General features: G+C 73.4%; 20 protein-coding genes, 2 pseudogenes and 1 riboswitch. Of the genes and pseudogenes, 9 read left to right on the top strand and 13 right to left on the bottom strand.

Annotated features, from left to right (window positions below; genetic code table 11):
• Positions 1-40: 40 nt before the first annotated feature.
• From ABFY03_RS23400 to ABFY03_RS23390, 3 genes are all read right to left on the bottom strand, one after another.
• Complete coding sequence (locus tag ABFY03_RS23400; protein ID WP_319010109.1) at positions 41-1,594, bottom strand: ABC transporter substrate-binding protein; 1,554 nt, start codon at positions 1,592-1,594, stop codon at positions 41-43.
• A 207-nt stretch (positions 1,595-1,801) separates the two neighbouring features.
• A complete protein-coding gene (locus ABFY03_RS23395) occupies positions 1,802-3,073 on the bottom strand; it encodes a metallophosphoesterase (protein ID WP_346170768.1) in 1,272 nt (423 codons plus the stop codon).
• A gap of 19 nt (positions 3,074-3,092) precedes the next feature.
• The gene (locus tag ABFY03_RS23390) at positions 3,093-3,320 is read right to left on the bottom strand and encodes an SCO4848 family membrane protein (protein ID WP_346170767.1); all 228 of its coding nucleotides are present in this window, start codon (positions 3,318-3,320) and stop codon (positions 3,093-3,095) included.
• Between the two features lie 55 nt (positions 3,321-3,375).
• Here ABFY03_RS23390 and ABFY03_RS23385 point away from each other — a divergent pair, with 55 nt between their 5' ends.
• Positions 3,376-3,615, top strand: a complete 240-nt coding sequence (locus ABFY03_RS23385) for an SCO4848 family membrane protein (RefSeq protein WP_030687556.1) — start codon at positions 3,376-3,378, stop codon at positions 3,613-3,615.
• 285 nt (positions 3,616-3,900) lie between these two features.
• On the opposite strand, the gene ABFY03_RS23380 is transcribed toward ABFY03_RS23385, so the two are convergent.
• Positions 3,901-5,697: a recombinase family protein gene (locus tag ABFY03_RS23380; protein WP_346170766.1), complete on the bottom strand. Its 1,797-nt coding sequence runs from the start codon at positions 5,695-5,697 to the stop codon at positions 3,901-3,903.
• 54 nt (positions 5,698-5,751) lie between these two features.
• Positions 5,752-5,826 (bottom strand): annotated as a pseudogene (locus ABFY03_RS37945) (SCO4848 family membrane protein); the annotation flags it as partial.
• Here ABFY03_RS37945 and ABFY03_RS23375 point away from each other — a divergent pair.
• A pseudogene (locus ABFY03_RS23375) lies at positions 5,825-6,814 on the top strand (D-alanyl-D-alanine carboxypeptidase family protein); the annotation flags it as partial. The pseudogenes ABFY03_RS37945 and ABFY03_RS23375 overlap by 2 nt on opposite strands.
• Before the next feature lie 355 nt (positions 6,815-7,169).
• Here the strand turns inward: ABFY03_RS23375 and ABFY03_RS23370 are convergent.
• Complete coding sequence (locus tag ABFY03_RS23370; RefSeq protein ID WP_319010113.1) at positions 7,170-8,168, bottom strand: YihY/virulence factor BrkB family protein; 999 nt, start codon at positions 8,166-8,168, stop codon at positions 7,170-7,172.
• A 126-nt stretch (positions 8,169-8,294) separates the two neighbouring features.
• Between ABFY03_RS23370 and ABFY03_RS23365 the strand changes: the two genes are divergently transcribed.
• Together ABFY03_RS23365 and dprE2 are read left to right on the top strand one after the other, a co-directional pair.
• Entirely contained in the window at positions 8,295-9,569 is a 1,275-nt protein-coding gene (locus ABFY03_RS23365; protein ID WP_346172290.1) for an FAD-binding oxidoreductase, read from the top strand.
• A 22-nt stretch (positions 9,570-9,591) separates the two neighbouring features.
• Positions 9,592-10,347 (top strand): decaprenylphospho-beta-D-erythro-pentofuranosid-2-ulose 2-reductase, encoded by a 756-nt coding sequence (gene dprE2, locus ABFY03_RS23360; protein ID WP_319010114.1) that lies wholly within the window; start codon positions 9,592-9,594, stop codon positions 10,345-10,347.
• A gap of 10 nt (positions 10,348-10,357) precedes the next feature.
• On the opposite strand, the gene ABFY03_RS23355 is transcribed toward dprE2, so the two are convergent.
• A complete protein-coding gene (locus tag ABFY03_RS23355; RefSeq protein WP_346170765.1) occupies positions 10,358-10,939 on the bottom strand; it encodes a 2'-5' RNA ligase family protein in 582 nt (193 codons plus the stop codon).
• 105 nt (positions 10,940-11,044) lie between these two features.
• Positions 11,045-12,061, bottom strand: a complete 1,017-nt coding sequence (gene trpS, locus ABFY03_RS23350) for a tryptophan--tRNA ligase (RefSeq protein WP_319010116.1) — start codon at positions 12,059-12,061, stop codon at positions 11,045-11,047.
• Between the two features lie 56 nt (positions 12,062-12,117).
• On the opposite strand from trpS, the gene ABFY03_RS23345 reads away from it, so the two are divergent.
• Both ABFY03_RS23345 and ABFY03_RS23340 read left to right on the top strand, forming a co-directional pair.
• Positions 12,118-12,714, top strand: a complete 597-nt coding sequence (locus ABFY03_RS23345) for an RNA polymerase sigma factor (protein WP_319010117.1) — start codon at positions 12,118-12,120, stop codon at positions 12,712-12,714.
• Positions 12,707-13,492 carry a hypothetical protein gene (locus ABFY03_RS23340; RefSeq protein ID WP_346170764.1) on the top strand — a complete coding sequence of 262 codons (786 nt, stop codon included), beginning with the start codon at positions 12,707-12,709 and terminating at the stop codon, positions 13,490-13,492. The genes ABFY03_RS23345 and ABFY03_RS23340 overlap by 8 nt, the downstream gene beginning before the upstream one ends.
• Positions 13,493-13,520: 28 nt before the next feature.
• Here ABFY03_RS23340 and ABFY03_RS23335 read toward each other — a convergent pair whose 3' ends face one another.
• Entirely contained in the window at positions 13,521-14,798 is a 1,278-nt protein-coding gene (locus ABFY03_RS23335) for a serine hydroxymethyltransferase (RefSeq protein WP_319010119.1), read from the bottom strand.
• A gap of 66 nt (positions 14,799-14,864) precedes the next feature.
• Positions 14,865-14,955: riboswitch (ZMP/ZTP riboswitch) on the bottom strand.
• 107 nt (positions 14,956-15,062) lie between these two features.
• Between ABFY03_RS23335 and rocD the strand changes: the two genes are divergently transcribed.
• Positions 15,063-16,268, top strand: coding sequence for an ornithine--oxo-acid transaminase (gene rocD / locus ABFY03_RS23330; protein ID WP_346170763.1), 1,206 nt, complete (start codon positions 15,063-15,065; stop codon positions 16,266-16,268).
• A gap of 102 nt (positions 16,269-16,370) precedes the next feature.
• Here the strand turns inward: rocD and ABFY03_RS23325 are convergent, their stop codons facing one another.
• Both ABFY03_RS23325 and ABFY03_RS23320 read right to left on the bottom strand, forming a co-directional pair.
• Entirely contained in the window at positions 16,371-17,552 is a 1,182-nt protein-coding gene (locus ABFY03_RS23325) for a glutathionylspermidine synthase family protein (RefSeq protein WP_346170762.1), read from the bottom strand.
• Between the two features lie 18 nt (positions 17,553-17,570).
• Positions 17,571-17,876, bottom strand: coding sequence for a hypothetical protein (locus ABFY03_RS23320; RefSeq protein ID WP_319010122.1), 306 nt, complete (start codon positions 17,874-17,876; stop codon positions 17,571-17,573).
• Between the two features lie 151 nt (positions 17,877-18,027).
• On the opposite strand from ABFY03_RS23320, the gene ABFY03_RS23315 reads away from it, so the two are divergent.
• On the top strand, positions 18,028-18,891 hold the full coding sequence (locus ABFY03_RS23315) for a hypothetical protein (RefSeq protein ID WP_346170761.1): 864 nt from the start codon (positions 18,028-18,030) through the stop codon (positions 18,889-18,891).
• Positions 18,892-18,895: 4 nt separating this feature from the next.
• Here ABFY03_RS23315 and ABFY03_RS23310 read toward each other — a convergent pair whose 3' ends face one another.
• Both ABFY03_RS23310 and pdxR read right to left on the bottom strand, forming a co-directional pair.
• Positions 18,896-19,915, bottom strand: a complete 1,020-nt coding sequence (locus ABFY03_RS23310) for an RNA polymerase sigma-70 factor (protein WP_346170760.1) — start codon at positions 19,913-19,915, stop codon at positions 18,896-18,898.
• Positions 19,912-21,450, bottom strand: a complete 1,539-nt coding sequence (gene pdxR / locus ABFY03_RS23305) for a MocR-like pyridoxine biosynthesis transcription factor PdxR (protein WP_346170759.1) — start codon at positions 21,448-21,450, stop codon at positions 19,912-19,914. The genes ABFY03_RS23310 and pdxR overlap by 4 nt, the downstream gene beginning before the upstream one ends.
• Before the next feature lie 46 nt (positions 21,451-21,496).
• Between pdxR and ABFY03_RS23300 the strand changes: the two genes are divergently transcribed.
• Positions 21,497-22,003 (top strand): carboxymuconolactone decarboxylase family protein, encoded by a 507-nt coding sequence (locus tag ABFY03_RS23300; RefSeq protein ID WP_319010126.1) that lies wholly within the window; start codon positions 21,497-21,499, stop codon positions 22,001-22,003.
• Positions 22,004-22,049 lie beyond the last annotated feature (46 nt).

The following is a 22,049-nucleotide window of genomic DNA, read 5'->3' as shown; positions in this document are numbered from 1 at the left end:
CGGCGGTCAGTCCTTCCCGGTCGTCGGTCCGCGTCGGCGGTCAGAGCCAGGACAGCTCCCACAGGCGCCAGATGCCGGTGCCGTCGGAGAGGTTCTGCGAGCCGCCGACGGACTCGGTGGCGAGGACGTAGTCGTTCTTCTGCCAGAGCGGGATCAGCGGCACGTCCTCGGCGACGTGCTCCTGGATCGACTTGAAGTCGCCGGTGGTCCGGGAGCGGTCGTCGAACTGCTGCGTCTCCTTGATCAGCTTGTCGACGGTCTTGCTGGAGTAGCCGTTGTCCAGGGTGTTCCCGGTGCCGACGAGCGGGGCCGTGAAGCTGTCCGAGTCGGGGAAGTCCGGGAGCCAGCCGACCGTGTAGGCGTCGTAGGCACCGCTGGTGTAGCCCTTCTGGAAACTCTGCCAGTCGGCCTCCACCACCTTCACCTCGAACAGGCCGGTCTCCTCCAGCTGCTTCTTGATCAGGGCGGTCTCGGCCTTGTACGTGGCGTCCTGGCGGTAACCGAAGGTGAACGCGACCGGCGTCTCCACGCCGGCGTCCTTCAGCAGCTTCTTCGCCTTCTTCTCGTCCGGCGCCGGGTAGCGGTCGTAGAAGGCCGTGCTGTGCCCGACGAAGCCCTGCGGGATGAGCGAGTACAGCGGCTCGACCGTCCCCTTGTAGGCGCCGGTGGTGATGGCCGGGCGGTCGAGGATCGCCGCGATCGCCTGCCGTACCGCCGGCTCGCCCATCGGCGACTCGGACCGGGTGTTGAAGACGATGTTGCGGATCTCGGCGCTCTCCGCCTCGGTGAGCCGGGTGCCGCCGTTGGTGTCCAGGTTCTCCACGAAGGACGGCGGCAGCTGGCGGTGCGTCACCTGCACGTCGCCGGACTTCCAGGCGTTCGCCAGGTCCTCGGACTGCTTGAAGTACTTCACGCGGACCGGGCGGCCCGTCCCCGCGAGCGCGCCCCGGTACTTCGGGTTGGGCTCCAGGAGGGCGCTCTCGCCCGGCTTGTACTCCTTGAGGACGTACGGGCCGGTGCCGTCGACGCCGTTGTCCTGGCGGAGCGTGTCGGCCTGGTAGCGGTCGCGGTCGACGATCGAACCGGCGCCGGTGGCCAGCTTCAGCGGGAAGGTGGCGTCCCGGGCACCGAGGTTGAAGGTCACGGTCCGGCCGTCGGCCCGCACGTCCTTCAGGGTCGGGAAGAGCGGCGCGGGGCCGACGTCCGCCTTGATCTTCAGCATCCGGTCGAAGGAGAACTTGACGTCCTCGGCCGTCACCTTGCGGCCACTGGGGAAGGTGAGGTCGTCACGGAGGACGCACTGGTACGTGGTGAGCTTGTCGCCCACGAACTTGCAGCTCTCGGCGGCGTCCGGGGTCGGGGTGGTGAAGCCCGGCTTGAAGGTCAGCAGCGACTGGTAGACGTTGCTGTACATCGCCCAGGAGCCGGCGTCGTAGGCGCCGGCCGGGTCGAGCGAGGTGACCTCGTCGGTGGTCCCGACGGGGATCGGGTCGGTACGCGCCTCGTCGGAGGGCAGGAGTTGCCAGCCCCCCACCCCCGCGGCCACCAGTACTCCACAAGTGATGAGGATCCGGAGACGGACCGTCGACCGCATTGCCGTGCTTCCTTTATTTCGTGCAAAAACCCCAAAGAGCGACGGCCCCCGAATCGTCGCGTTTGCGCCACCCAATCACACGGGTTTCACATGGGGAAGAGGAAATCTTCACAGCGCATGCATATGTCCGGGAAATGCGAATTTAAGTCGATGAGCAGCACGTATCCACCCCGGCGCAGGGAGTGACACTCTCCGCTTCCGCCCCGATTACGCCTGTTTCGAGGCGAGTTGGACGACGGTGACATCGGACGGCGCGCCGACCCGGACCGGCGGCCCCCACGCGCCCGCGCCCCGGGAGACGTACAGCTGGGTGTCCCCGTACCGTTCGAGTCCGGCCACGGTCGGATTGGCGAGTTCGGCAAGGAAGTTGCCCGGCCAGAGCTGGCCGCCGTGGGTGTGACCGGAGAGCTGGAGGTCCACCCCGTGGGCGACGGCGTCGTCGATCACGATCGGCTGGTGGGCGAGGAGCACGGCCGCCCGGGACCGGTCGCGGTCGCCGAGCGCCCGCCCGAAGTCCGGCCCCCGGCCCTCGCTCTCGCCGGCCACGTCGTCCACGCCGGCCAGGTCGAACCCGGCGGCGATCTCCAGGCGCTCGTTGCGCAGCGGCCGCAGGCCCAGCTCGCGGACGTGGTCGACCCAGGCGTCGGCGCCGGAGAAGTACTCGTGGTTGCCGGTGACGAAGAAGGAGCCGTGCCGGGCGCGCAGCCGCGCCAGCGGTTCGGCGGCGGACCCGAGGTCCGCCACGGAGCCGTCGACGAGGTCGCCGACGACGGCGATCAGATCGGGCTGGGTGGCGTTGATCGTGTCGACGATCCGCTGGGAGTGGGCGCGCCCGAGGATCGGCCCGAGGTGGATGTCGGAGACGACCGCGATCCGGTACCCGTGCGCGGCCCGCGGCAGCTTGGCCAGCGGCACGGTCACCCGCTTCACCCGGGGGCCGCGCAGCACCCCGTACGCCCCGTTCGCCACCGTCCCTGCGGCGACGGCGACCGCGGCCCCGCCGACGACCCGGGACACGAAGAGCCGTCGCGACACCTCGGACGCGGGCGCTTCCGCGACGACCACCGGCTCGGTCGCGGCCTCGGCCTCCCGCGCGCTCTCCGGGGCGGGTACGGGAACGGGCGCGGGCGCCGGTACGGCCACCGGCGCGGCGACGGCGGCCCGCCGGGCGAGGACCCGGGTCAGCACCGGCCGCACGGCCTCGCCGACGACCAGCGCCAGCACGACGTACAGCAGCAGCGCCAGCCACAGGAACCCCGGCCAGGCCACGACCTGCTGGACCGCGAACGGCACCCCGGCCCGCCCGGAGACGAGCGCGGCGAGGGAGAGCAGCGGCAGCACGACCACCAGGGCCGTACCGACGCGCCGGGCCCGGCCGCCGGGCGCGGTGACGTCCCGGACCAGACGACGCCACACGTACCAGTGGACCGCGCCGAGCAGCGCGAGGGCCACGACCAGGAAGAGCACGAAGGCGACCACGCCCGGAACCTCTCTCGTGTCAGTCGGAGGAACGGCGGGAGGCGCGCACCCCGCGCAACCCGATCACGCCGATCACCGTCCCCAGGACAAAGGACGTCACGGCGAGCAGCAGATGGACCCAGAAGTAGGCCGTCGGGTCCCCCGCGTCGTCGAAGGCCAGACCACTCCCGTCGTTCCAGAGATTCTTGACGAAAGTGATCCACGAGCAGCTAACCACTAGCGTACAGAGACCCAGCCGCAAGATCACCGCAGACCCGTTCGATACTGGCAGGGCACGGCCACCCCACCCCGGAGGACACCCCATGAAGCTCAGCCGCCGCGTCTCCTGGTTCCTGCTCGCGTTCGGCGTCTGGTCTTGGGTGATCTGGGTGACCTTCGCGAAGAACCTCTGGAAGGACGGGAGCGGCCTCGCGTTCGACGACGCGGGCAACCCGACGGCGTACTTCTGGGTCCACCTCGCCCTGGCTGTCACGTCGTTCATCCTAGGGACGGCCGTCGGCGTGATCGGGCTGAGGGGCGTACGGGCGAACGCGGGCAAGTAGAAGCCCCGCCCACGCCCTACGGGGGGAAGCGCACGGACGGGGCTGCCGGGGAGTCACCCCGCTCAGTGCCCGCGCCGCCGGATCGGCTGACGAGTGGCAGCGTTGCGCGACCACCGCAGTTCCCGGCAGGCGGGCGGCGTGAGACCGAAGTACGCCCCGCACTGCGCGCACCACGACAACCCGTTCTCGGGACCACTGGGGCACTCGTCGAAGCAGCGCGGGCACCGGCCCACGGAGCCTTCTCTCACACGCTCAGGTCGTGCTCTCCGGCCTTGATGGCGGCGCTCAGGTCCGCCCACTAACAGTCTGAACCGTCATGGCTTCGCCCGCTGGTCGGCCTCGTGTGGCGGCCAGGGTCTCTTCGTCGTCCTCGTGGTCCTCACCCGACTCAAGACGACGCCAGTTGAGTGTCACCCGATCCTCGACGGCGATGTACTTCCGGGTCTCGGGGTCCCGGCCGGGGCCGACGGAGACGCCCTCGACGAAGAGATCGAGGAACTCGCGGCGCTTGAACACGTCCCACGCCGCCCAAGGGGACTCAGGGCCCAACGGGTCCTTCCCCGGTTCGAACCATTCCGACGGCACCTCAATCGCTGCGGTCGTCTTCTTGTTCAGCTCTTCCAACGTGGCTGTGCACTGGTCCTCGAAGGTCCGGTACTGCGCCATCGTCGCGCGCCACATGGCCAGCTCTTCGCGTCCTCGGTAGAGGCCTGCCTTGCGGTCGGCCTGGAGTTCGGCGATGGAGTTCCGCACGTGATCGAGATGCGCCGTCGTCTCACGGATCTCCTCCTGGACTCCGGACAGGTCACGCCGTAGCGCGAATCGAAGGGCGGCCTCGGCCACCCATTCCCTGTCCTCTTCGTCGTCCATGTCTACTGCGGCAAGGCGTGCCCAGACGCGCCCGGCCACGTAGTCGTCTGCGTCCTTGCGCTTGATGCTCAGGCCGCCATGCCCCTTGGGGTTGGCGCACATGTAGTAGTCCTGTCCGCCGTTGTTCTTGCTCTGCCCCATGGATCCCGTGCAGATTCCGCAGGTGGTGAAGCGCCAGCCGCTCAGGAGCGTGGGTGTGGCCTCTCCGCCCGGTTGCCGGTTGGTCTTGTTGCGCTTGCTGCGCTGCTCCTGGAGTTCCCACCACTTGGCCCCCGGGACGACGCCACGGTGAGGCGTCAGGGGTGCCCCGCCCTCATTCCGAGCGATCACGTTCACGTACGCCTTGCCGCGCTTCACGCGCTCGCTGGCGAAGCCACCGATGGCCGGGTGGGAAAGGATCCAGCGCACTGTCTGGGCTCGCCAGCGGATCGGGCTGTCCCCCTTCGACACGCGGCGCTTCTTGATGGACTCCATCCGCTTCTCGGTGGCACGTCGCTCGGCCTCGCCGGGCGCCGGTACGTCCTCCGATTCCAGCGTCGCCGCGATCTTGTTGTCGGAGATTCCGGCGAACGACATCTCCACCATGCGCTCGACGATCGCAACGTGGCCGGGATTGTCCTCGTCCGGCTCAAGGACGGAAACGACAAGGTTGCCGATCTTCTCGCGCACCGCCCGCATGCCGTAGGGCGCCGAGCTGGAGTGCCGGCCGCCGACCGCCCTGATCTCGTCCTTGGCTCCGCGCAGGCGCTCCGCCTTGATGTCGCTGTCCTGCTTCGCCAGTGCGGCGATCAGCGCGAAGATCGCGACGCCGATCGGGTTCGAGGTGTCGAGGAACGGTTCGAGGACCGAGACGAAACGGACCCCGTACTTCTTGAACTCCTTGTCGATCTCCAACGCGTCATGCGCGCCCTTGCGGGTCAGCCGCGACAGTTCGTTGACCACCACCACGTCGACCTCGCCCGCGCGGACAGCCGACATGAGGTCTTCGAACCCCGGGCGGATGGCGTGGGGATCCCAACCGGACCGACCGACGTCTTTGAACGTGTGAATCACCTTCCACCCCCGGCTCGCCGCCAGCGCCTCACCGGCTGCCACCTGGGCTTCCGGCGACGCCTCGGAGGAGTCGGGGCGCGCCTTGGACTGCCGGGCGTAGACGGCCACCCGCACGGTGTCCAGTTGCTCGGCTCCCACGGGCGAAACGAAGGGGGTCAAGGTCTCTCACCTGCTCTTTCCTGTCGTTGAAGCCCTACCGGTTAGCTACATATAGAAAGTGATCCACATGAACCAGCTCCAGACTCCGAACGCGAGCAGGAACCAGGAGACGCGGCGGCTGAGCTTCATGGGCTCAGTATCGCCGTCCGTGCCCGGGGGCCTGCGTCCGGGTGGACGGGGGCGGGGGAAGGGGACCGCGGGGTTCGGATCGGGGGGCGGTGCCTGTACGTTCTCGGTCGTGTCTGCTTCGAAGAAGGCCGCTGGTGCGGTCGCCGCCGCGCTGTTGCTTCCGCTCGCGATCGCCGCCGGGCCCGCTCGGGCGGACGAGCCGGTGAAACCGGGGGGTACGGCGACGGCCACGGCCTCGGCGCAGCCGAAGCCGCCGGCGAACATGTCGTCGGTCGGCGGGGTGCTGCTGGGGCTGCCGGGGACCCAGGTGAAGCTGGGGACCGGGGCGCCGGTGCTGCCGAAGGAGCTGTCGGCGCGGTCGTGGATCGTGGCGGACGCGGAGAGCGGCGCGGTGCTGGCCTCGCACAACGCGCACTGGCGGCTCGCGCCCGCGTCCACGCTGAAGATGCTCTTCGCGGACACGCTGCTGCCGAAGTTCAAGGACCGGAAGCAGACCCACCTGGTCACCGCGCAGGACCTGGCCGGGCTCGGCGAGGGCTCCAGCCTCGTCGGGATAAAGGAGAAGCAGACCTACACGGTCCGGGACCTGTGGCTGGGGGTCTTCCTGCGCTCCGGGAACGACGCCGTGCACGTCCTGACGCAGATGAACCAGGGCCTGACGAAGACCGTGGCCGAGATGAACGCGCACGCGGCCGAGCTCCAGGCGCTCGACACCCACGTGAAGTCGCCGGACGGCTACGACGCCCCGGGGCAGGTCTCGTCGGCGTACGACCTGACGCTGATCGCCCGCAGCGGCATGCAGAAGGCGGAGTTCCGGGAGTACGCGGCGACCCCGCGCGCGGCCTTCCCCGGCGAGGCGAAGCCGGGCAAGAAGCGCGAGACCTTCGAGATCCAGAACACCAACCGGCTGCTGACCGGCGACTTCGGCATCGCCCCGTACCCCGGCATCGCCGGTGTGAAGAACGGCAACACCACGCACGCGGGCGCCACCTTCACCGGAGTCGCCGAGCGGAACGGGCGGGTGCTGCTGGTGACGGTCATGAACCCCTCGTCGAAGGAGCAGCACGCGGTCTACAAGGAGGCCGCGCGGCTGCTGGACTGGGGGTTCGCGGCGTCCGGGAAGGTGACGCCGGTGGGTGAGCTGGTGCCGCCGAAGGACGCGCGTCCGTCGGCCCGTCCGGTGGGCGGTACGGAGTCGGGCGCGCCCGCGCCGGGCAAGGAGCTTCCGGAGACGGGCGGGCCGGCCGTCGCGGCCGCCTCCGAGGAGGGCTCGGGCGGGGTGGGGATCGCGCTCGCCATCGCCGGCGGGGTGCTGGTGCTGGTCGCGGCCGCGGTCTTCCTGGTCAATCGCCGCTGGCCCGCGGCGGACGGCGGGGGCCGTCTTCGCCGGCCCCGTTCCCGTCCTCGTTCCGGGGCCGCCGATCCGGCTCCTGAGCCGGGGTCGGAGTCGGCGTCGAAGCCGGAGTCGGATCTGGCTTCGTAGCGGTCGGGGGGAGTGACCCCACCGCCGTCCAGGCGGAGCAGAACAGCAGGAGTTTCGCGGTGAAGTTGATCCAGAGGAGCAGCGCCACCGGCACGCCGAAGGCGCCGTACATCGACTTCGCCGCGACCTCCCGCATGTAGCCGCCGAGCAGCAGTTTCAGGAGTTCGAAGCCGGCCGCGGCGATCAGCGCGGCGACCACGAGCCGGCGGCGCGGCGGGTCGACGCCCGGCAGCGGCTTGAGGACGTAGAGCAGGATCAGGAAGTCGGCGGCCATCGCGACGAGCACGGCCGCGCCCTGGAGCAGGACGCCGCCGGCGCCGCCGCCGGAGATGCCGAGCCGGTCGGCGCTCCAGCCGACGGCGGTGGAGCCGAGCCAGGAGGCGGCGAGGGAGCAGAGGGCGACGGCGCCGAGGCCGACGAGGATGACGGCGTCCTTGCCCTTGCGGAGCACCGGGTTGCCCTCGTCGGCGTCGTCGAGGCCCCAGACCGCGCGGAGGCAGTCCCGCATCGAGCCGATCCAGCCGATGCCGGTGAAGAGCAGCAGGGCGCCGGCGACGAGTCCGACGGTGCCGGCGTTGGCGACGAGTCCGCCGATGTCGAGCTGGTCGGAGATGCCGGGGACCTGGTCGGAGAGCTTCTCCTCGATGCGGGCGAGCTGGTCGTCGGTGAGCAGTGCGGCGCCGATGGCGGCGGCGACGGTGATGAGCGGGAAGAGGGCGAGGAAGGAGAGGAAGGTGATGGCGGCGGCGAGCCTGCTCCAGTGCACCTCGTCGAGCCGCTCGTAGGAGCGCCATGCGTGGGTCTTCATGAGCCGGGCGACCCAGGGGCCGATGACGGGGAGCTTGGTCAGCCAGTCCATGGGTCGAGGATCCCCCGGGGGCGGGCGGCGGGCGGGGACCGACACCGCGCGTCGGGACACGGCAATACCGGCATAAGCGACAGACACGGCGATACGGTCACTCTCATGGCTGTCGAACCCCTCGTCCTGGACGACGACTTCGTGCCCCTCACGGGCGCCGGGCGCACCGCTCCCTCGCTCGCGCTGCTGGTCCGCCCGCGCTCGGCCGCCGAGGCCGCCGGGGCCGTCGTGCGGCGGGGGCCGCGTGGTGCGGTGGCCCGGGGCCGCGGCCGGTCCGGCGGCGACGCGGCGCAGAACGCGGGCGGGACGGTCCTGGACCTGGCCGCGCTCGACCGGATCCGCGGCCTGGACGGGGCGGCGCGCCTGGTGGTCTGCGAGGCCGGTGTGGAACTGGGCGCGCTGGCCCGGGCGTTGCTGCCGCTCGGGCTCCATCCGCGGGCCGGGGCCGGCCCGTGGACGGTCGGCGGGGCGATCGCCTCGGGGTACGGGACGGGGGTCGCCGCGCTCGAACTCCTCTGCGCGGACGGGGAGTCCAGAACGGTCCGGCGCGGTGAGCCGCTCTTCGACGCGACGGTCGGCGGTCTCGGTCTGACCGGGGTGGTCCTGTCGGCGACGCTGGCGGTGCGGCCGGTCGAGACGGCGTACCTGCGCGAGCGGACCGCCCGTTTCCGGGACGTGGACGCGCTGCTGGCCCACTGGACGGGCGGCGGTGCGCCCCGGGAGCCGTACGCGCGTGCCCGGGTCGGGCTCGCCGGGCGGGGCCGCGCCGTCCTGGCGACCGCCGCGCCGGTCCCGTACGCCGGTCTTCCCCGGGGGCACCGGGCCCGCCGCGCGCCGCTGGCCCCGCCGGCCTTCGCGGGGCTGCCGGCCTTCCCGGGGGTGGGGTCCCTCCTGGGGGTGGGGTCCCTCCCGGGGGCGGGGACGGGTGGGCTGCGGCCGTTGCCGGGGCTGGTACGCGCGCGCGTGCTCCCGGCGTACGGCCCCGGCTCCGCCGGCGCCTTCGTACGCTACCGGTGCGCCGTGCCGGAGGGCCGCGAGGAGGCGCTGCGCGGGATCCTGGCGCTGCTGGCCGGCCGGCGCTCCCCCGCTCGTGGTGCCCGGCACGCGCGCGTGGAGCGGGTGTACGCGGACGGGACGGGGCCGCTGGCGTTCCCGGTGCGCGGCTGGTGTCTGACCGTCGACGTGCCCGCGGGGGCGCGTGGCCTCGGGCGGTTCCTCGACGTCCTCGACGAGCGGGTGGCGGCGGCCGGCGGGCGGGTCTGTCTCGCCGAGGACGCCCGGCTGCGGCCCGTGCTGCTCCCCGTGATGTACCCGCGGCTCGCCGCCTTCCGGGAGCTGCGGGCCGCGCTCGACCCCGGGTCCGTGTTCCGCTCGGACCTCTCCCGCCGTCTCGGCCTCTGAAAACGATCAGGAGTGATGCGTCGTGAAGGACGCCTTCGGTGCCCCTCAGTCCCTGCTGCTGCTCGGCGGCACGTCCGCCATCGGGCTGGCCACCGCGCGCCGGCTGATCGCCCGCCGCACCCGTACGGTCTGGCTGGCCGGCCGCCCCTCCCCGGAACTGGCGGCGGCCGCCGGGTCGCTGCGCGCGCTGGGGGCGGAGGTGCACGTGGTGCCGTTCGACGCGCTGGACACGGACGTCCACGCGGAGCGGCTCGGGCGGGTCTTCGCCGAGGGCGACGTCGACCTGGTGCTGCTGGCCTTCGGGGTCCCCGGCGACCAGGCGCGCGACGAGTCCGATCCGGCCGCGGCGGTGCGGGTCGCGCAGACCAACTACACGGGCGCCGTCTCGGCGGCGCTGGTGTGCGCGGGCGCGCTCCAGGCGCAGGGGCACGGGTCGCTGGTGGTGCTGTCGTCGGTGGCGGGCGAGCGGGGGCGGCGGGCCGACTTCATCTACGGCTCGTCGAAGGCGGGGCTCGACGTCTTCGCGCAGGGTCTGGGGGACGCGCTGCACGGGACGGGGGTGCACGTGATGGTGGTGCGGCCCGGTTTCGTGCGCTCGGAGCGGACGGCGGGGCGGCCGGAGGCGCCGCTGGCGACGACGCCGGAGGCGGTGGCGGGCGCGATCGAGCTGGGGCTGCGGCGGCGCTCGGAGACGGTGTGGGTGCCGGGGCCGCTGCGGCTCGTGGCGTCGGCGCTGCGGCACGTGCCGCGGCCGCTGCACCGGCGGCTGCCGGTGTGACCGTACGGCCTCAGGAGGTCGTACGGACCGGGGCGCCGCCCTGGGAGGGGACGGCGGAGACGGGGCGGCCGCTGCCGAACTCGTAGTCGCACAGCTTCCGCCAGACGCCGTCCGCGCCCTGCTCGTAGAGCGCGAAGGAGGCGCAGGTCCAGGCGGCCTCGTAGTCGGCCAGTTCCTCGTACGCCCGGTCCATGGCCTCCTCGGCGATGCCGTGGGCGACGGTGACGTGCGGGTGGTACGGGAACTGGAGCTCGCGGACGAGCGGGCCGGCCTCCGCGCGGAGGCGGGCCTGGAGCCGGTCGCAGCCGGCCGCGCCCTCGGCGAGGGTGACGAACACCACCGGGGAGAGCGGGCGGAAGGTGCCGGTGCCGCTCAGCCGGATCGCGAAGGGGAGGCAGTCGGCGGCGACGTCGGCGAGGTGCGCCTCGATCTCCGGCAGCCGGTCCTGGTCGACCTCGGTGGGCGGGACGAGGGTGACGTGGGTGGGGATGGCGTGCGCGGCGGGATCCCCGAAGCCCGCGCGCCGCTCCTGGAGCAGGCTGCCGTGAGGCTCCGGGACCGCGATCGAAACGCCGAGCGTTACGGTCCCCACGTCGTTCTCCTCCGTCGTCCGGGTCGGTCGGTGTGTGGTGGTACAGCCGCCAGTGTGCGGCCTGCACCACCCTTTCGGCCAGAGTCCTCGGACCCTGGTGCCACGTCAGTGCTTCGCGGGCAGGAAGCCGATCCTGTCGTACGTCTGCGCCAGCGTCTCGGCGGCGACCGCGCGGGCCTTCTCCGCGCCCTTGGCCAGGACCGAGTCCAGCGTCTCCGGGTCGTCCAGGTATTCCTGCGTGCGGGCCCGGAAGGGAGTGACGAAGTCCACCATGACCTCGGCGAGGTCGGTCTTGAGGGCGCCGTACATCTTGCCCTCGTAGCTCTTCTCCAGGTCCGCGACGGGCGTGTCCGTGAGGGTGGACATGATCACGAGGAGGTTGGAGACGCCGGGCTTGTTCTCCGGGTCGAAGCGGATCACCGTGTCGGTGTCGGTGACGGCGCTCTTGACCTTCTTGGCGGTGACCTTCGGGTCGTCCAGGAGGTTGATCAGGCCCTTCGGCGTGGACGCCGACTTGCTCATCTTGATCGCCGGGTCCTGGAGGTCGTAGATCTTCCCGGTCTCCTTGACGATGTACGGCGCGGGGACGGTGAAGGTCTCGCCGAAGCGGCCGTTGAAGCGCTCCGCGAGGTCGCGGGTGAGCTCGATGTGCTGGCGCTGGTCCTCGCCGACCGGCACGTGGGTGGCCTGGTAGAGGAGGATGTCCGCGACCTGGAGGATCGGGTAGGTGAAGAGGCCGACCGTGGCGCGGTCGGCGCCCTGCTTGGCGGACTTGTCCTTGAACTGGGTCATGCGGGACGCCTCGCCGAAGCCGGTGAGGCAGTTCATGACCCAGCCGAGCTGCGCGTGCTCGGGGACGTGGCTCTGGACGAAGAGGGTGCAGCGCTCCGGGTCGAGGCCGGCGGCGAGGAGCTGGGCGGCCGCGAAGCGGGTGTTGGCGCGGAGCTCGGCCGGATCCTGGGGGACCGTGATCGCGTGCAGGTCGACGACCATGTAGAAGGCGTCGTGGGACTCCTGGAGCGCGACGTACTGCCGGATCGCACCGAGGTAGTTGCCGAGGTGGAAGGAGCCCGCGGTGGGCTGGATCCCGGAGAGCGCGCGAGGACGACGATCAGAGGCCATGCACATCATTCTCTCAGGTGCGGGAACCGATCCCGGACTTCCGGTGTACCAAGAGTGTGAGGACACGGGAGGGGGGCTCGGCCGTCGTCGACGAGAGCGCCGTGATCGCCCGGGTGCGCGCCGGAGAGCCGGAGGCGTACGCGGAGCTGGTCCGCGCGCACACGGCGGTGGCGCTGCGGGCGGCGGTGGCGTGCGGGGCGGGTGCCGAGGCCGAGGACGTGGTGCAGGCGGCGTTCTTCAAGGCGTACCGCTCGCTGGGGAGTTTCCGGGAGGGGGCGTCCTTCCGGCCGTGGCTGCTGAGCATCGTGGCCAATGAGACGAGGAACACACTGCGTTCGGCGGGCCGGCAGCGGGCGGTGGCGGGGCGGGAGGCGGAGCTGCTCGCGGGTGAGCCGCTGATACCGGAGTCGGCGGACCCGGCGGTGGCGGCGGTGGACGGCGAGCGGCGCCGGCGGCTGCTCACGGCGCTGGACGGGCTGCCGGAGGAGCACCGGCGGGTGGTGGTGCACCGCTATCTGCTGGAGCTGGACGAGGCGGAGACGGCGGAGGCGCTGGGCTGGCCGCGGGGGACGGTGAAGTCGCGGCTGAGCCGGGCGCTGAAGCGGCTGGGGTCGGCGTTGGGGACGGCGGAGGGAGGTGAGGGGCGTGCGTGAGGACGAGGGTGCCGGGGGGCTGCCGGAGGAGCTGCGGGAGCTCGGGCGGTCGCTGCGGGTGCCGGACGTGGACGGGGAGTCGATGGCGGAGCGGGTGCTGGCCCAGCTCCTCGCCGAGCGGGTGCCGGCGCCGGTGGCCGTGGCGGAGGCGGAGACGGAGCGGTGGGGGTGGTTGCGGCGGCGGTGGCGGGCACTGCTCGCGGCCCTGTCCGGGGTGCTGGTGGTGGCGGTGCTGACGCCGCCGGTGCGGGCGGCGGTGGTGGAGTGGCTGGGCGTGGGCGGGGTCGCGGTGGAGTACGTGCCGGGGGCGCCGCCGGTGGCTCCGGCGAAGGTGCCGGGGTGTCCGGAGCCGGTGCCGGCGGCGGAGGCGGCCCGGCGGGCGGGGTTCGAGCCGCTGCTGCCGGAGGGCGCGGTGGGGGCGGTCACGGCGGTGACCGGGCGGGCGCCGAGGGCGGTGCTCGGGGTGTGCTGGCGGACGGCGGAGGGGGCGGTGGTGCGGCTGGACGAGTTCCCGGGCGAGCTGGACCCGGGCTTCGTGAAGGAGACGCGGGTGCAGCCGGAGCCGGTGCTGCTCGCGGACGGGACGGCGGCGTACTGGTTCGCCGAGCCGCACCGGCTGACCTTCCCGCTGACCTCGGCCGACGGCCGGTGGCGCCATGAGGTGCGGGCGGCGGGGCCGACGCTGCTGTGGGTGCGGCCGTCGTCCGGTCTGACGCTCCGGCTGGAGGGCATACCGGACCGGACGGAGGCGCTGCGGGTCGCGGCCTCCGTCCGGTAGGCGGGTGGGGCGTGCCCCGGGGCCGGTCCTAGGCGGGGAGGCCGGGGGCCGGGTGGGCGGCCATGAGGTCGGCGACCTCGGCGCGGATCTTGGCGAGGGTGGACTCGTCCTCGGTGGCGGCCGCGGTGACGGCCCGGTCGATCCAGTCGGCGACCTGGTCCATGTGGGCGGGGGTGAGGCCGCGGGAGGTGAGGGACGGGGTGCCGATGCGGAGGCCGGAGGGGTCGAAGGGCTTCCGGGGGTCGTAGGGGACGGTGTTGTAGTTGGTGACGATGCCGGCCCGGTCGAGGGCCTTGGCGGCGATCTTGCCGGGGACCTGCTTCGGGGTGAGGTCCATCAGGATCAGGTGGTTGTCGGTGCCGCCGGAGACCAGGTCGAAGCCGCGGGCGAGGAGGGCGTCGGCGAGAGCCTTGGCGTTGGCGACGACGGCGTGGGCGTAGTCGCGGAAGGAGGGCTGGGCGGCTTCGCGGAGGGCGACGGCGATGGCGGCGGTGGTCTGGTTGTGCGGGCCGCCCTGGAGGCCGGGGAAGACGGCCTTGTCGAGGGCCTTGGCGTGCTCCTCGGTGGACATCAGCATGGCGCCGCGCGGGCCGCGGAGGGTCTTGTGGGTGGTCGTGGAGATCACGTCGACGTGGCCCACCGGGGAGGGGTGGGCGCCGCCGGCGATCAGGCCGGCGATGTGGGCGATGTCGGCGACGAGGACGGCGCCGGCCTCGCGGGCGATCTCGCCGAAGGCGGCGAAGTCGATGGTGCGGGGCAGGGCGGTGCCGCCGCAGAAGAGGATCTTGGGGCGTTCGGCGAGGGCGAGGTCGCGGACCTGGTCGTAGTCGATCAGACCCGTGTCCTGGCGGACGCCGTACTGGACGCCGCGGAACCAGGAGCCGGTGGCGGAGACGCCCCAGCCGTGGGTGAGGTGGCCGCCCATGGGCAGGGCCATGCCCATGACGGTGTCGCCGGGCTTCGCGAAGGCGAGGTAGACGGCGAGGTTGGCGGGGGAGCCGGAGTAGGGCTGGACGTTGGCGTGGTCGACGCCGAAGAGGGCCTTGGCGCGCTCGACGGCGAGGGTCTCGACCTGGTCGATGATCTGCTGGCCCTCGTAGTAGCGGCGGCCGGGGTAGCCCTCGCTGTACTTGTTCTGGAGGACGGTGCCGGAGGCTTCGAGGACGGCGGCGGAGACGTAGTTCTCGCTCGGGATGAGGCGGAGGGTGTCGGCCTGGAGCCGTTCCTCGGCGCCGACGAGAGCGGCGAGCTCGGGGTCGGCCGCGGTGAGCGCGGGGTGGCCGGCGGTCTGCTGGGGCGTGGTCACGTGTTCCTCCGGGAGTACGTCGGAACGTCCCGGGCGCGAGGTGTCCGCACGGGACGCGGGGCGGTCCCGCGATGCCCAGGCGAGCGGCACCTCGTGTGGTGGAGCGCGCGCGGCTCCCCCGGGGTCGGTTCCCCGTACGCCAGTCGCCGCGCGTGTTCACAGACTAGCGGGCGCGTCGTCGTCGGAGGTTTCTTCGTCCGGGATGCGAGCGACGATAAGAAGGGGGGCACACCCAGCCCCGGCCGCAGGACGATCGGAGATCCCGTGTCGAGAACGCAAGACGAGATCGCTGCCTCGGACGCGCACAGCGCCCACAACTACCACCCCCTGCCCGTCGTCGTCGCCTCCGCGGAGGGCGCGTGGGTGACGGACGTCGAGGGGCGCCGTTTCCTGGACATGCTCGCCGGCTACTCGGCGCTGAACTTCGGGCACGGCAACCGCCGGCTGATCGAGGCGGCGAAGGCCCAGCTGGATCGGGTGACGCTCACCTCGCGGGCCTTCCACCACGACCGCTTCGCCGAGTTCTGCACGCGGCTGGCGGAGCTGTGCGGCAAGGAGCGGGTGCTGCCGATGAACACCGGGGCGGAGGCGGTCGAGACGGCCGTGAAGACGGCCCGGAAGTGGGGGTACGAGGTGAAGGGCGTGCCGGACGGGCACGCGAAGATCGTGGTGGCGGGGAACAACTTCCACGGGCGGACGACGACGATCGTGTCGTTCTCGACCGACCACGACGCCCGGGACCACTTCGGTCCGTACACGCCGGGCTTCGAGATCGTGCCGTACGGCGATCTGACGGCCCTCGAGGCGGCCGTCACCGAGAACACGGTGGCGGTGCTGCTGGAGCCGATCCAGGGCGAGGCGGGCGTGCTGGTCCCGCCGGCCGGATACCTGCGCGGGGTGCGGGAGCTGACGGCCCGGCGGAACGTGCTCTTCATGGCCGACGAGATCCAGTCGGGTCTCGGCCGGACCGGCCGTACCTTCGCCTGCGAGCACGAGGACGTCGTGCCGGACGTGTACATCCTGGGCAAGGCGCTGGGCGGCGGCGTGGTGCCGGTGTCGGCGGTGGTCGCGGACGACGAGGTGCTGGGGGTCTTCCGGCCGGGCGAGCACGGTTCGACCTTCGGCGGCAATCCGCTGGCCTGCGCGGTGGCGCTGGAGGTCATCGCGATGCTGCGGACCGGGGAGTACCAGCAGCGGGCGGCCGAGCTGGGCGAGCATCTGCACGCGGAGCTGGGGCTGCTCGTGGGCGGCGGCGCGGTGGAGGCGGTGCGGGGGCGCGGCCTGTGGGCGGGCGTCGACGTCGTGCCGTCCCGCGGCACGGGCCGGCAGATCTCGGAGCGGCTGATGGAGCGGGGGGTGCTGGTGAAGGACACGCACGGTTCGACGATCCGGGTGGCGCCGCCGCTGGTCATCTCCAAGGAGGACCTCGACTGGGGCCTGGACCAACTCCGCGCGGTCCTCACCCCCTGAAACGCCCGCCGTTCCGTTGTGCCCCGCGCCCGGCGGGGCGGGTGGGCACGACGGAACGGCACCGCCGGCGCCGCCGCGGGAGTACGTGCCGGAGGGGTGGCGCTACAGGATGACGTGCGGGAGGAAGCGGGCGTACTCGTCGGTGACGGGGCCCGCCGACTCCCGGATGCCGAGTCCCGCGGCCTCGTCCTCGACGACCCACGCGCCGAGCAGCGTGCGGTTGCCGTCGAAGTCGGGGAGCGGGGCCAGGCCCTGGTAGCAGCAGGGCTCGTCGCGGACGAGCGGCTCGCTGCCGGGCTCGTGCAGGGTGACGCCGGCGCCCTCGCGGCCGAGCAGCGGCTTGGCCGCCCAGCCGGTGGTCGTCGCCAGTTCGCGGGGCCCGTCGAGGTAGGCGGGCAGCAGGTTGGGGTGGCCGGGGTAGAGCTCCCAGAGGATCGCGAGCAGCGCCTTGTTGGAGAGCAGCATCTTCCAGGCGGGCTCGATCCAGCAGGTGGTGCCGGAGCCGCCGCCGTTGTCCAGCGTGGACAGGACGTGCTTGCCGAAGCGGTCGGTGACCAGCCACTCCCACGGGTAGAGCTTGAAGCAGCTGCGGATGAACCGCAGCTTCTCGTCGACGAAGCGGCGGGAGAGCCGGTCCCAGCCGATCCGCTCCACCGAGAGCGCCTCGGTCGCGAGGCCGGCCTGCTCGGCGGTCTCGCGCAGGTACGCGACCGTCATCAGGTCCTCGCCGAGCTCGTCGCTCTCGGAGTGGGCGAAGTGGACGGGGCCGGGCGGCAGCAGCGGCGCCTGCCGCTTCCAGGCGTCCACCAGCCGCTCGTGGAGCGAGTTCCACTGGTCGGCGCCGGGGAAGCGCTCCTCCATCCAGAACCACTGCGGGCTCGCCGCCTCCACCAGGGAGGTCGGGGTGTCGGCGTTGTACTCCAGCATCTTCGCCGGGCCGGTGCCGTCGTAGACGAGGTCGAAGCGGGCGTAGAGGGAGGGGAGTTCGGCGCGTCGGCGCCAGGACTCGGCGACCCGCTCCGCGACCCGCGGGTCGGTGATGCCCAGATCGGCGAAACGGTTCCGCTCGACGATGTGCGCGGCGGCGGCGAGGCACATGGCGTGCAGCTCCTCGACGACCTCCTCCAGCGCCTCGACCTCGGGCAGCGTGAAGGAGTAGTACGCGCTCTCGTCCCAGTACGGACGCAGCGAACCGTCCGGGTAGCGGGTCAGGGGGTAGACGAGCCCCTGCTCCTCGACCGTCTCCTGCCAGCCCGGACGGGGCTCGATGGTGTGCCGTTCCATGGTGCCGGTCCGCCCGTCTCAGCCGCCGCTCGACCCGGAGGACGAGCAGCCGAAGCCGCCGGTCTCGACGGCCTTCTTGTCGAAGCTGCCGCCGGTCACGCGCGCGTTGCTGACGCGACCGCCGTAGTAGTAGGCGCCGCGGGCGTACGAGCCGTCGTCATCGTCGTCGTCCCCGCCGCCGGTGTCGCACCGGTAGCCGGGCAGCTCCTCCAGCGTCACCGGGTCCGCGCACCTGCGGTCGGGTTCGGCGCCGCAGGCGGTGATCGTCGCCGCGAGCACGCCCATCCCGCCGAGCACCACCGTGCTCGACCTGAGCCTCCGCATGTCCCTCGCCCTCCCCTTCGCGTGGCCGCGCACCGTCGTGTGCGCGTGGCGTGTCCGCGCGGCCGTTCGTATGACCGCGGGGCTCGCGACCGCACAGTGTAGGCCGCCGCTTTCCGGCCTCGGCACCTAGAGTCCCTATGTGCTCTTCGGTATGGTTTGCGCGCTCGGATCGGCGCTGTGCTTCGGCGCCGCCACCGTCTTCCAGGCCGCCGCCGCGCGCGCGGCCGAACCCGGGACGGGCAGCGGGGTGGACGTCGGACTGCTGTGGCGGGCGCTGCGGCAGTGGCGGTACGCCGTCGGGCTCGGCCTCGACGGCCTCGGCTTCCTCCTGGAGGTGGTGGCCCTGCGCGCCCTCCCCCTGTACGCGGTCGGCGCGGCGCTCGCCGCGAGCCTCGCCGTCACGGCGGCGCTGGCCTCCCGGATGCTCCGGGTCCGGCTGCGCCCGGTCGAGTGGGGCGCGGTGGCGGCGGTCTGCGCGGGGCTCGCCGCGCTGGCGCTCGCGTCGGGCCGGGAGGGGCACCGGCCGGGCCCGCCGTGGCTGCCGTGGGCGCTGCTCGGGATCGCGGCGGGGGTGCTGCTGCTCGGCGCGGCGGCCGGACGGCTGCCGGTCCGGCCGCGGGCGCTGGTCCTCGGCCTCGGCTCCGGGATCGGCTTCGGGGTGGTGGAGGTGGCGGTGCGGCTCCTCGACGGGATCGACCTCGCCGACCCGGCTCTGTGGGCGCTGCTGCTCGGTGGCGGGGCGGCGTTCCTGCTGCTGACCTCGGCCTTCCAGCGGGGCGCCGTGACGACGGCGACGGCGGGCATGGTCCTGGGCGAGACGCTGGGTCCGGCGGCGGCGGGCGTCGTCTGGCTCGGCGACCGCACCCGCGAGGGCCTCGGCTGGCTGGCCGTCACGGGCTTCGCGGTGGCGGTCGCCGCGAGCCTGGCGCTGGCCCGGTTCGGCGAGCCGCCGGAGGCGCCGGCCGCGCCGCACCGGCCGGACCCGCGGGACCCCCTGCGGACCGAGTCGCCGTGACGGCTCAGCCGCCGCCCTCCGGGTAGGCGGCGAACCGGCGGGTCGCGTGGCCGAGCTTGTCCGGGTTGGAGACGAACCACACCTCGCCGATCCGGCCGTCCGCGCGGAGCGCCACCGTGGCGACGCCGGTGATCCGCCCGCCGACGTGCTGGACGATCCCGGGTGCGCCGTTGACCTCGGCGACCGTGAGCCGGGAGCCCTCCTCGGTGCGGCGGGCGACACCGGCGAGGAAGCGGACCACGTGGTCGCGGCCCCGGACCGGCCGGAGGGCCGCCCGGACCTTGCCGCCGCCGTCGCTCCACCACACGACGTCCCGGGCGAGGACCTTCTCCAGCCCCGCCAGGTCGCCGTCGCGGGCGGCGGCGACGAAGGAGTCGACGAACTCGCGCCGCCGTCCGGGCGCGGGCGGTTCGAAGCGGGCGGCGGCCCCGGCGTCGTCGGCCTCGGCCACCCGCCGGGCGGCCCGCCCGTACAGCTGGCGGCAGTTGGCCTCGCCGAGGTCGAGGAGGCCGGCGATCTCCCGGTGCGGGTAGCCGAACGCCTCGCGGAGCACGTACACGGCCCGCTCGGCGGGGGTGAGCCGCTCCAGCAGGAGCAGCAGGGCCGTGGACACGTCGTCGTGCCGCTCGACGGCCTCCAGCGGCCCGGTGCCGGCCTCGGCGAGGACCGGTTCCGGCAGCCAGGTGCCGGTGTACGACTCGCGGGTGGCCCGGGCCGAGGTGAGCCGGTTGAGGCAGAGGTGGGTGACGACCTTGGCGAGCCACGCCCCGGGGTGGGTGAGGGCGCCCCGGTCGGCGCCGCTCCACCGCAGATAGGCGTCCTGCACGACGTCCTCGGCCTCCGCGGCCGAGCCGAGCATCCGGTAGGCGAGCCCGAAGAGCCGCCCCCGGTGCGCGGTGAACTCCCGCGCGGCGGCCTCCGCGTCGCCAGGACGGGGACGCCCGGCGGGGCCGGAGTGCGCGGCGGGGTGCCCGGCGGGGGTGGGGTGCGCGTCCGTGGCGCGGTCGGGGTGGTGGTCCGTCACGGTGCCAGCCTTTCAGAGGCGGCGGGGCCGTCCTCGGGCGCGTCCCCCTCCCCCACGCCCTCCAGGACCCGGCAGAGGGTCTGGAGGGCGCCCTGCCAGGCGCTGTCGGGCGGGGTGCCGTAGCCGATGACGAGGCCCTCCAGGGAGGGGGCCGCGTCCGGGTGGCGGAAGCGGTCGAGGCCCTGGACCGCCAGCCCCTGCCAGGCGGCGGAGCGGAGGGCCGCCTGTTCGGTGCCGGGCGGCAGTGCGAGGACGGCGTGCAGGCCGGCCGCGATGCCGCCGACGCGGATCCCGGGCGCGTGGGCGGCGAGCGCGGCGACGAGCTGGTCGCGGCGGTGCCGGTAGCGCAGCCGCATGGCCCGCACGTGCCGGTCGTGCGCGCCCGAGGCGAGGAACTCCGCGAAGGCGAGCTGGTCGGGGGTGCCGCACATCCAGTCCACCACCCCGCCCTTCGCGGTGGCGACCTCGTCCACCAGGCCCTCCGGGAGGACCAGCCAGGCGAGCCGCAGGCCGGGGGCGAGGGACTTGCTGGCGGTGCCGAGGTAGACGACCCGCTCCGGGTCGAGGCCCTGGAGCGCGCCGACGGGCTGCCGGTCGTAGCGGAACTCGCCGTCGTAGTCGTCCTCCAGGACGAACCCGCCGGTGGCCCGCGCCCAGTCGACGACCGCCGCCCGCCGGTCGGGCGGCAGGGCCCCGCCGAGCGGGAACTGGTGGGCGGCGGTCAGCAGCACCGCGCCGACGTCCGCGCCCAACCCGTCGACGCGGGTGCCGTGTTCGTCGAAGGGCAGCGCCGGGGTGGCGAGGCCGGCGCCGCGCAGCAGCCCGGGGTACATGCCGATGCCGTACGACTCCACCGCCACCGCCCGCGCCCCGCGCGCCCGCAGCACCTGCCCCAGCAGCATCAGGCCGTGCGCGAACCCCGCGCAGACCACGATCCGTTCGGGCCGGGCGTGCACGCCGCGGGCCCGGGCCAGGTACTCGGCGAGGGCGGTGCGCAGTTCGGCGCGGCCGCGCGGATCGCCGTACCCGAGGGCCTCGTTGGGGGCGGCGGTCAGTGCCCGCCGGTACGCCTTGAGCCATTCGGCGCGCGGGAAGGCGGCGAGGTCCGGGGTGCCGCTCCGGAGGTCGTACGCGGGGGCGGGCGCCCGCCGCCGGGAGGCGCGGACGAGCTGCCCCGAGGGCGGCTGCCACGGCGTGCCGCCGGGCGCGAGCGCGTCCGGCGCCGCGGGGGCGGCGGGGGGCTCCGCCGATGCGGGGTCGGGCCGGGGCGCGGCGCGGCGGGCGACCCGGGTGCCGGAGCCCTGGCGGGCGGTGAGCCAGCCCTCGGCGACCAGTTCGGCGTACGCGTCGGCGACGGTGTTGCGGGCGATGCCGAGGTCCGCCGCGAGCTGGCGCGAGGACGGCAGGCGGCTGCCGGGCGCCAGCCGCCCGCCGCGCACGGCCTCGCGGAGGGCGTCCATGAGGCCGGCCCGCAGCCGGGTCCCGCGCAGGTCCAGGTGGAGGTCGGCACCGAAAGTGGCCCAGTCGTCCCGCATGGGAATGGACCATAGCGGCATGCCGGCGGCTCCGTACGGTGGCGCCATGACCACCACCACCGCGCACTCCCCCGCCCCGGCCCTCGCCCACGAGCACACCCCGCGGATGAACTTCGCCGAGCGGGTCCCCGAGTTCTACCGGGCGATGATCCGGCTGGAGCAGGAGGCCGCCAAGGGCGTGGACCCGGTGCTGTACCACCTGATCAAGATCCGGGCCTCGCAGATCAACCACTGCGCCTTCTGCCTCGACATGCACACCAAGGACGCCCTCGCCGAGGGCGAGACCGTCGAGCGGGTCGTCCAGCTGGCCGCCTGGCAGGAGTCCCGGCACTTCTACACGGAGCGGGAGCTGGCCGCGATCGCCCTCACCGAGGCGGTCACCGTGCTCACCGACGGCTTCGTCCCCGACGAGGTGTACGCGGCGGCGGCCGAGCACTTCGACGAGGCCGAACTGGCCCGGGTGATCGGCGCGATCGTCGTCATCAACTCCTGGAACCGGATCGCCGTCACCACCCGCATGGTCCCGGGCCACTACACCCCGCGCTCGCACTGATCGCCCGCGGGAAAGGGCGGAGCCCCCGGGCGTACCTGCCGAGGTA

It is taken from the genome of Streptomyces roseofulvus (genome assembly GCF_039534915.1).
Classification (GTDB): domain Bacteria; phylum Actinomycetota; class Actinomycetes; order Streptomycetales; family Streptomycetaceae; genus Streptomyces; species Streptomyces roseofulvus.
This window is presented reverse-complemented; position numbering and strand designations above follow the sequence as displayed.

What these genes read in the sequence shown, in the direction of transcription:
- ABFY03_RS23400 (WP_319010109.1), bottom strand. Translation starts at nt 1,594, where the DNA reads ATGCGGTCGACGGTCCGTCTCCGGATCCTCATCACTTGTGGAGTACTG.
- ABFY03_RS23385 (WP_030687556.1), top strand. Translation starts at nt 3,376, where the DNA reads ATGAAGCTCAGCCGCCGCGTCTCCTGGTTCCTGCTCGCGTTCGGCGTC.
- ABFY03_RS23370 (WP_319010113.1), bottom strand. Translation starts at nt 8,168, where the DNA reads ATGGACTGGCTGACCAAGCTCCCCGTCATCGGCCCCTGGGTCGCCCGG.
- trpS (WP_319010116.1), bottom strand. Translation starts at nt 12,061, where the DNA reads ATGGCCTCTGATCGTCGTCCTCGCGCGCTCTCCGGGATCCAGCCCACC.
- ABFY03_RS23325 (WP_346170762.1), bottom strand. Translation starts at nt 17,552, where the DNA reads ATGGAACGGCACACCATCGAGCCCCGTCCGGGCTGGCAGGAGACGGTC.
- ABFY03_RS23320 (WP_319010122.1), bottom strand. Translation starts at nt 17,876, where the DNA reads ATGCGGAGGCTCAGGTCGAGCACGGTGGTGCTCGGCGGGATGGGCGTG.
- ABFY03_RS23315 (WP_346170761.1), top strand. Translation starts at nt 18,028, where the DNA reads ATGGTTTGCGCGCTCGGATCGGCGCTGTGCTTCGGCGCCGCCACCGTC.
- pdxR (WP_346170759.1), bottom strand. Translation starts at nt 21,450, where the DNA reads ATGCGGGACGACTGGGCCACTTTCGGTGCCGACCTCCACCTGGACCTG.
- ABFY03_RS23300 (WP_319010126.1), top strand. Translation starts at nt 21,497, where the DNA reads ATGACCACCACCACCGCGCACTCCCCCGCCCCGGCCCTCGCCCACGAG.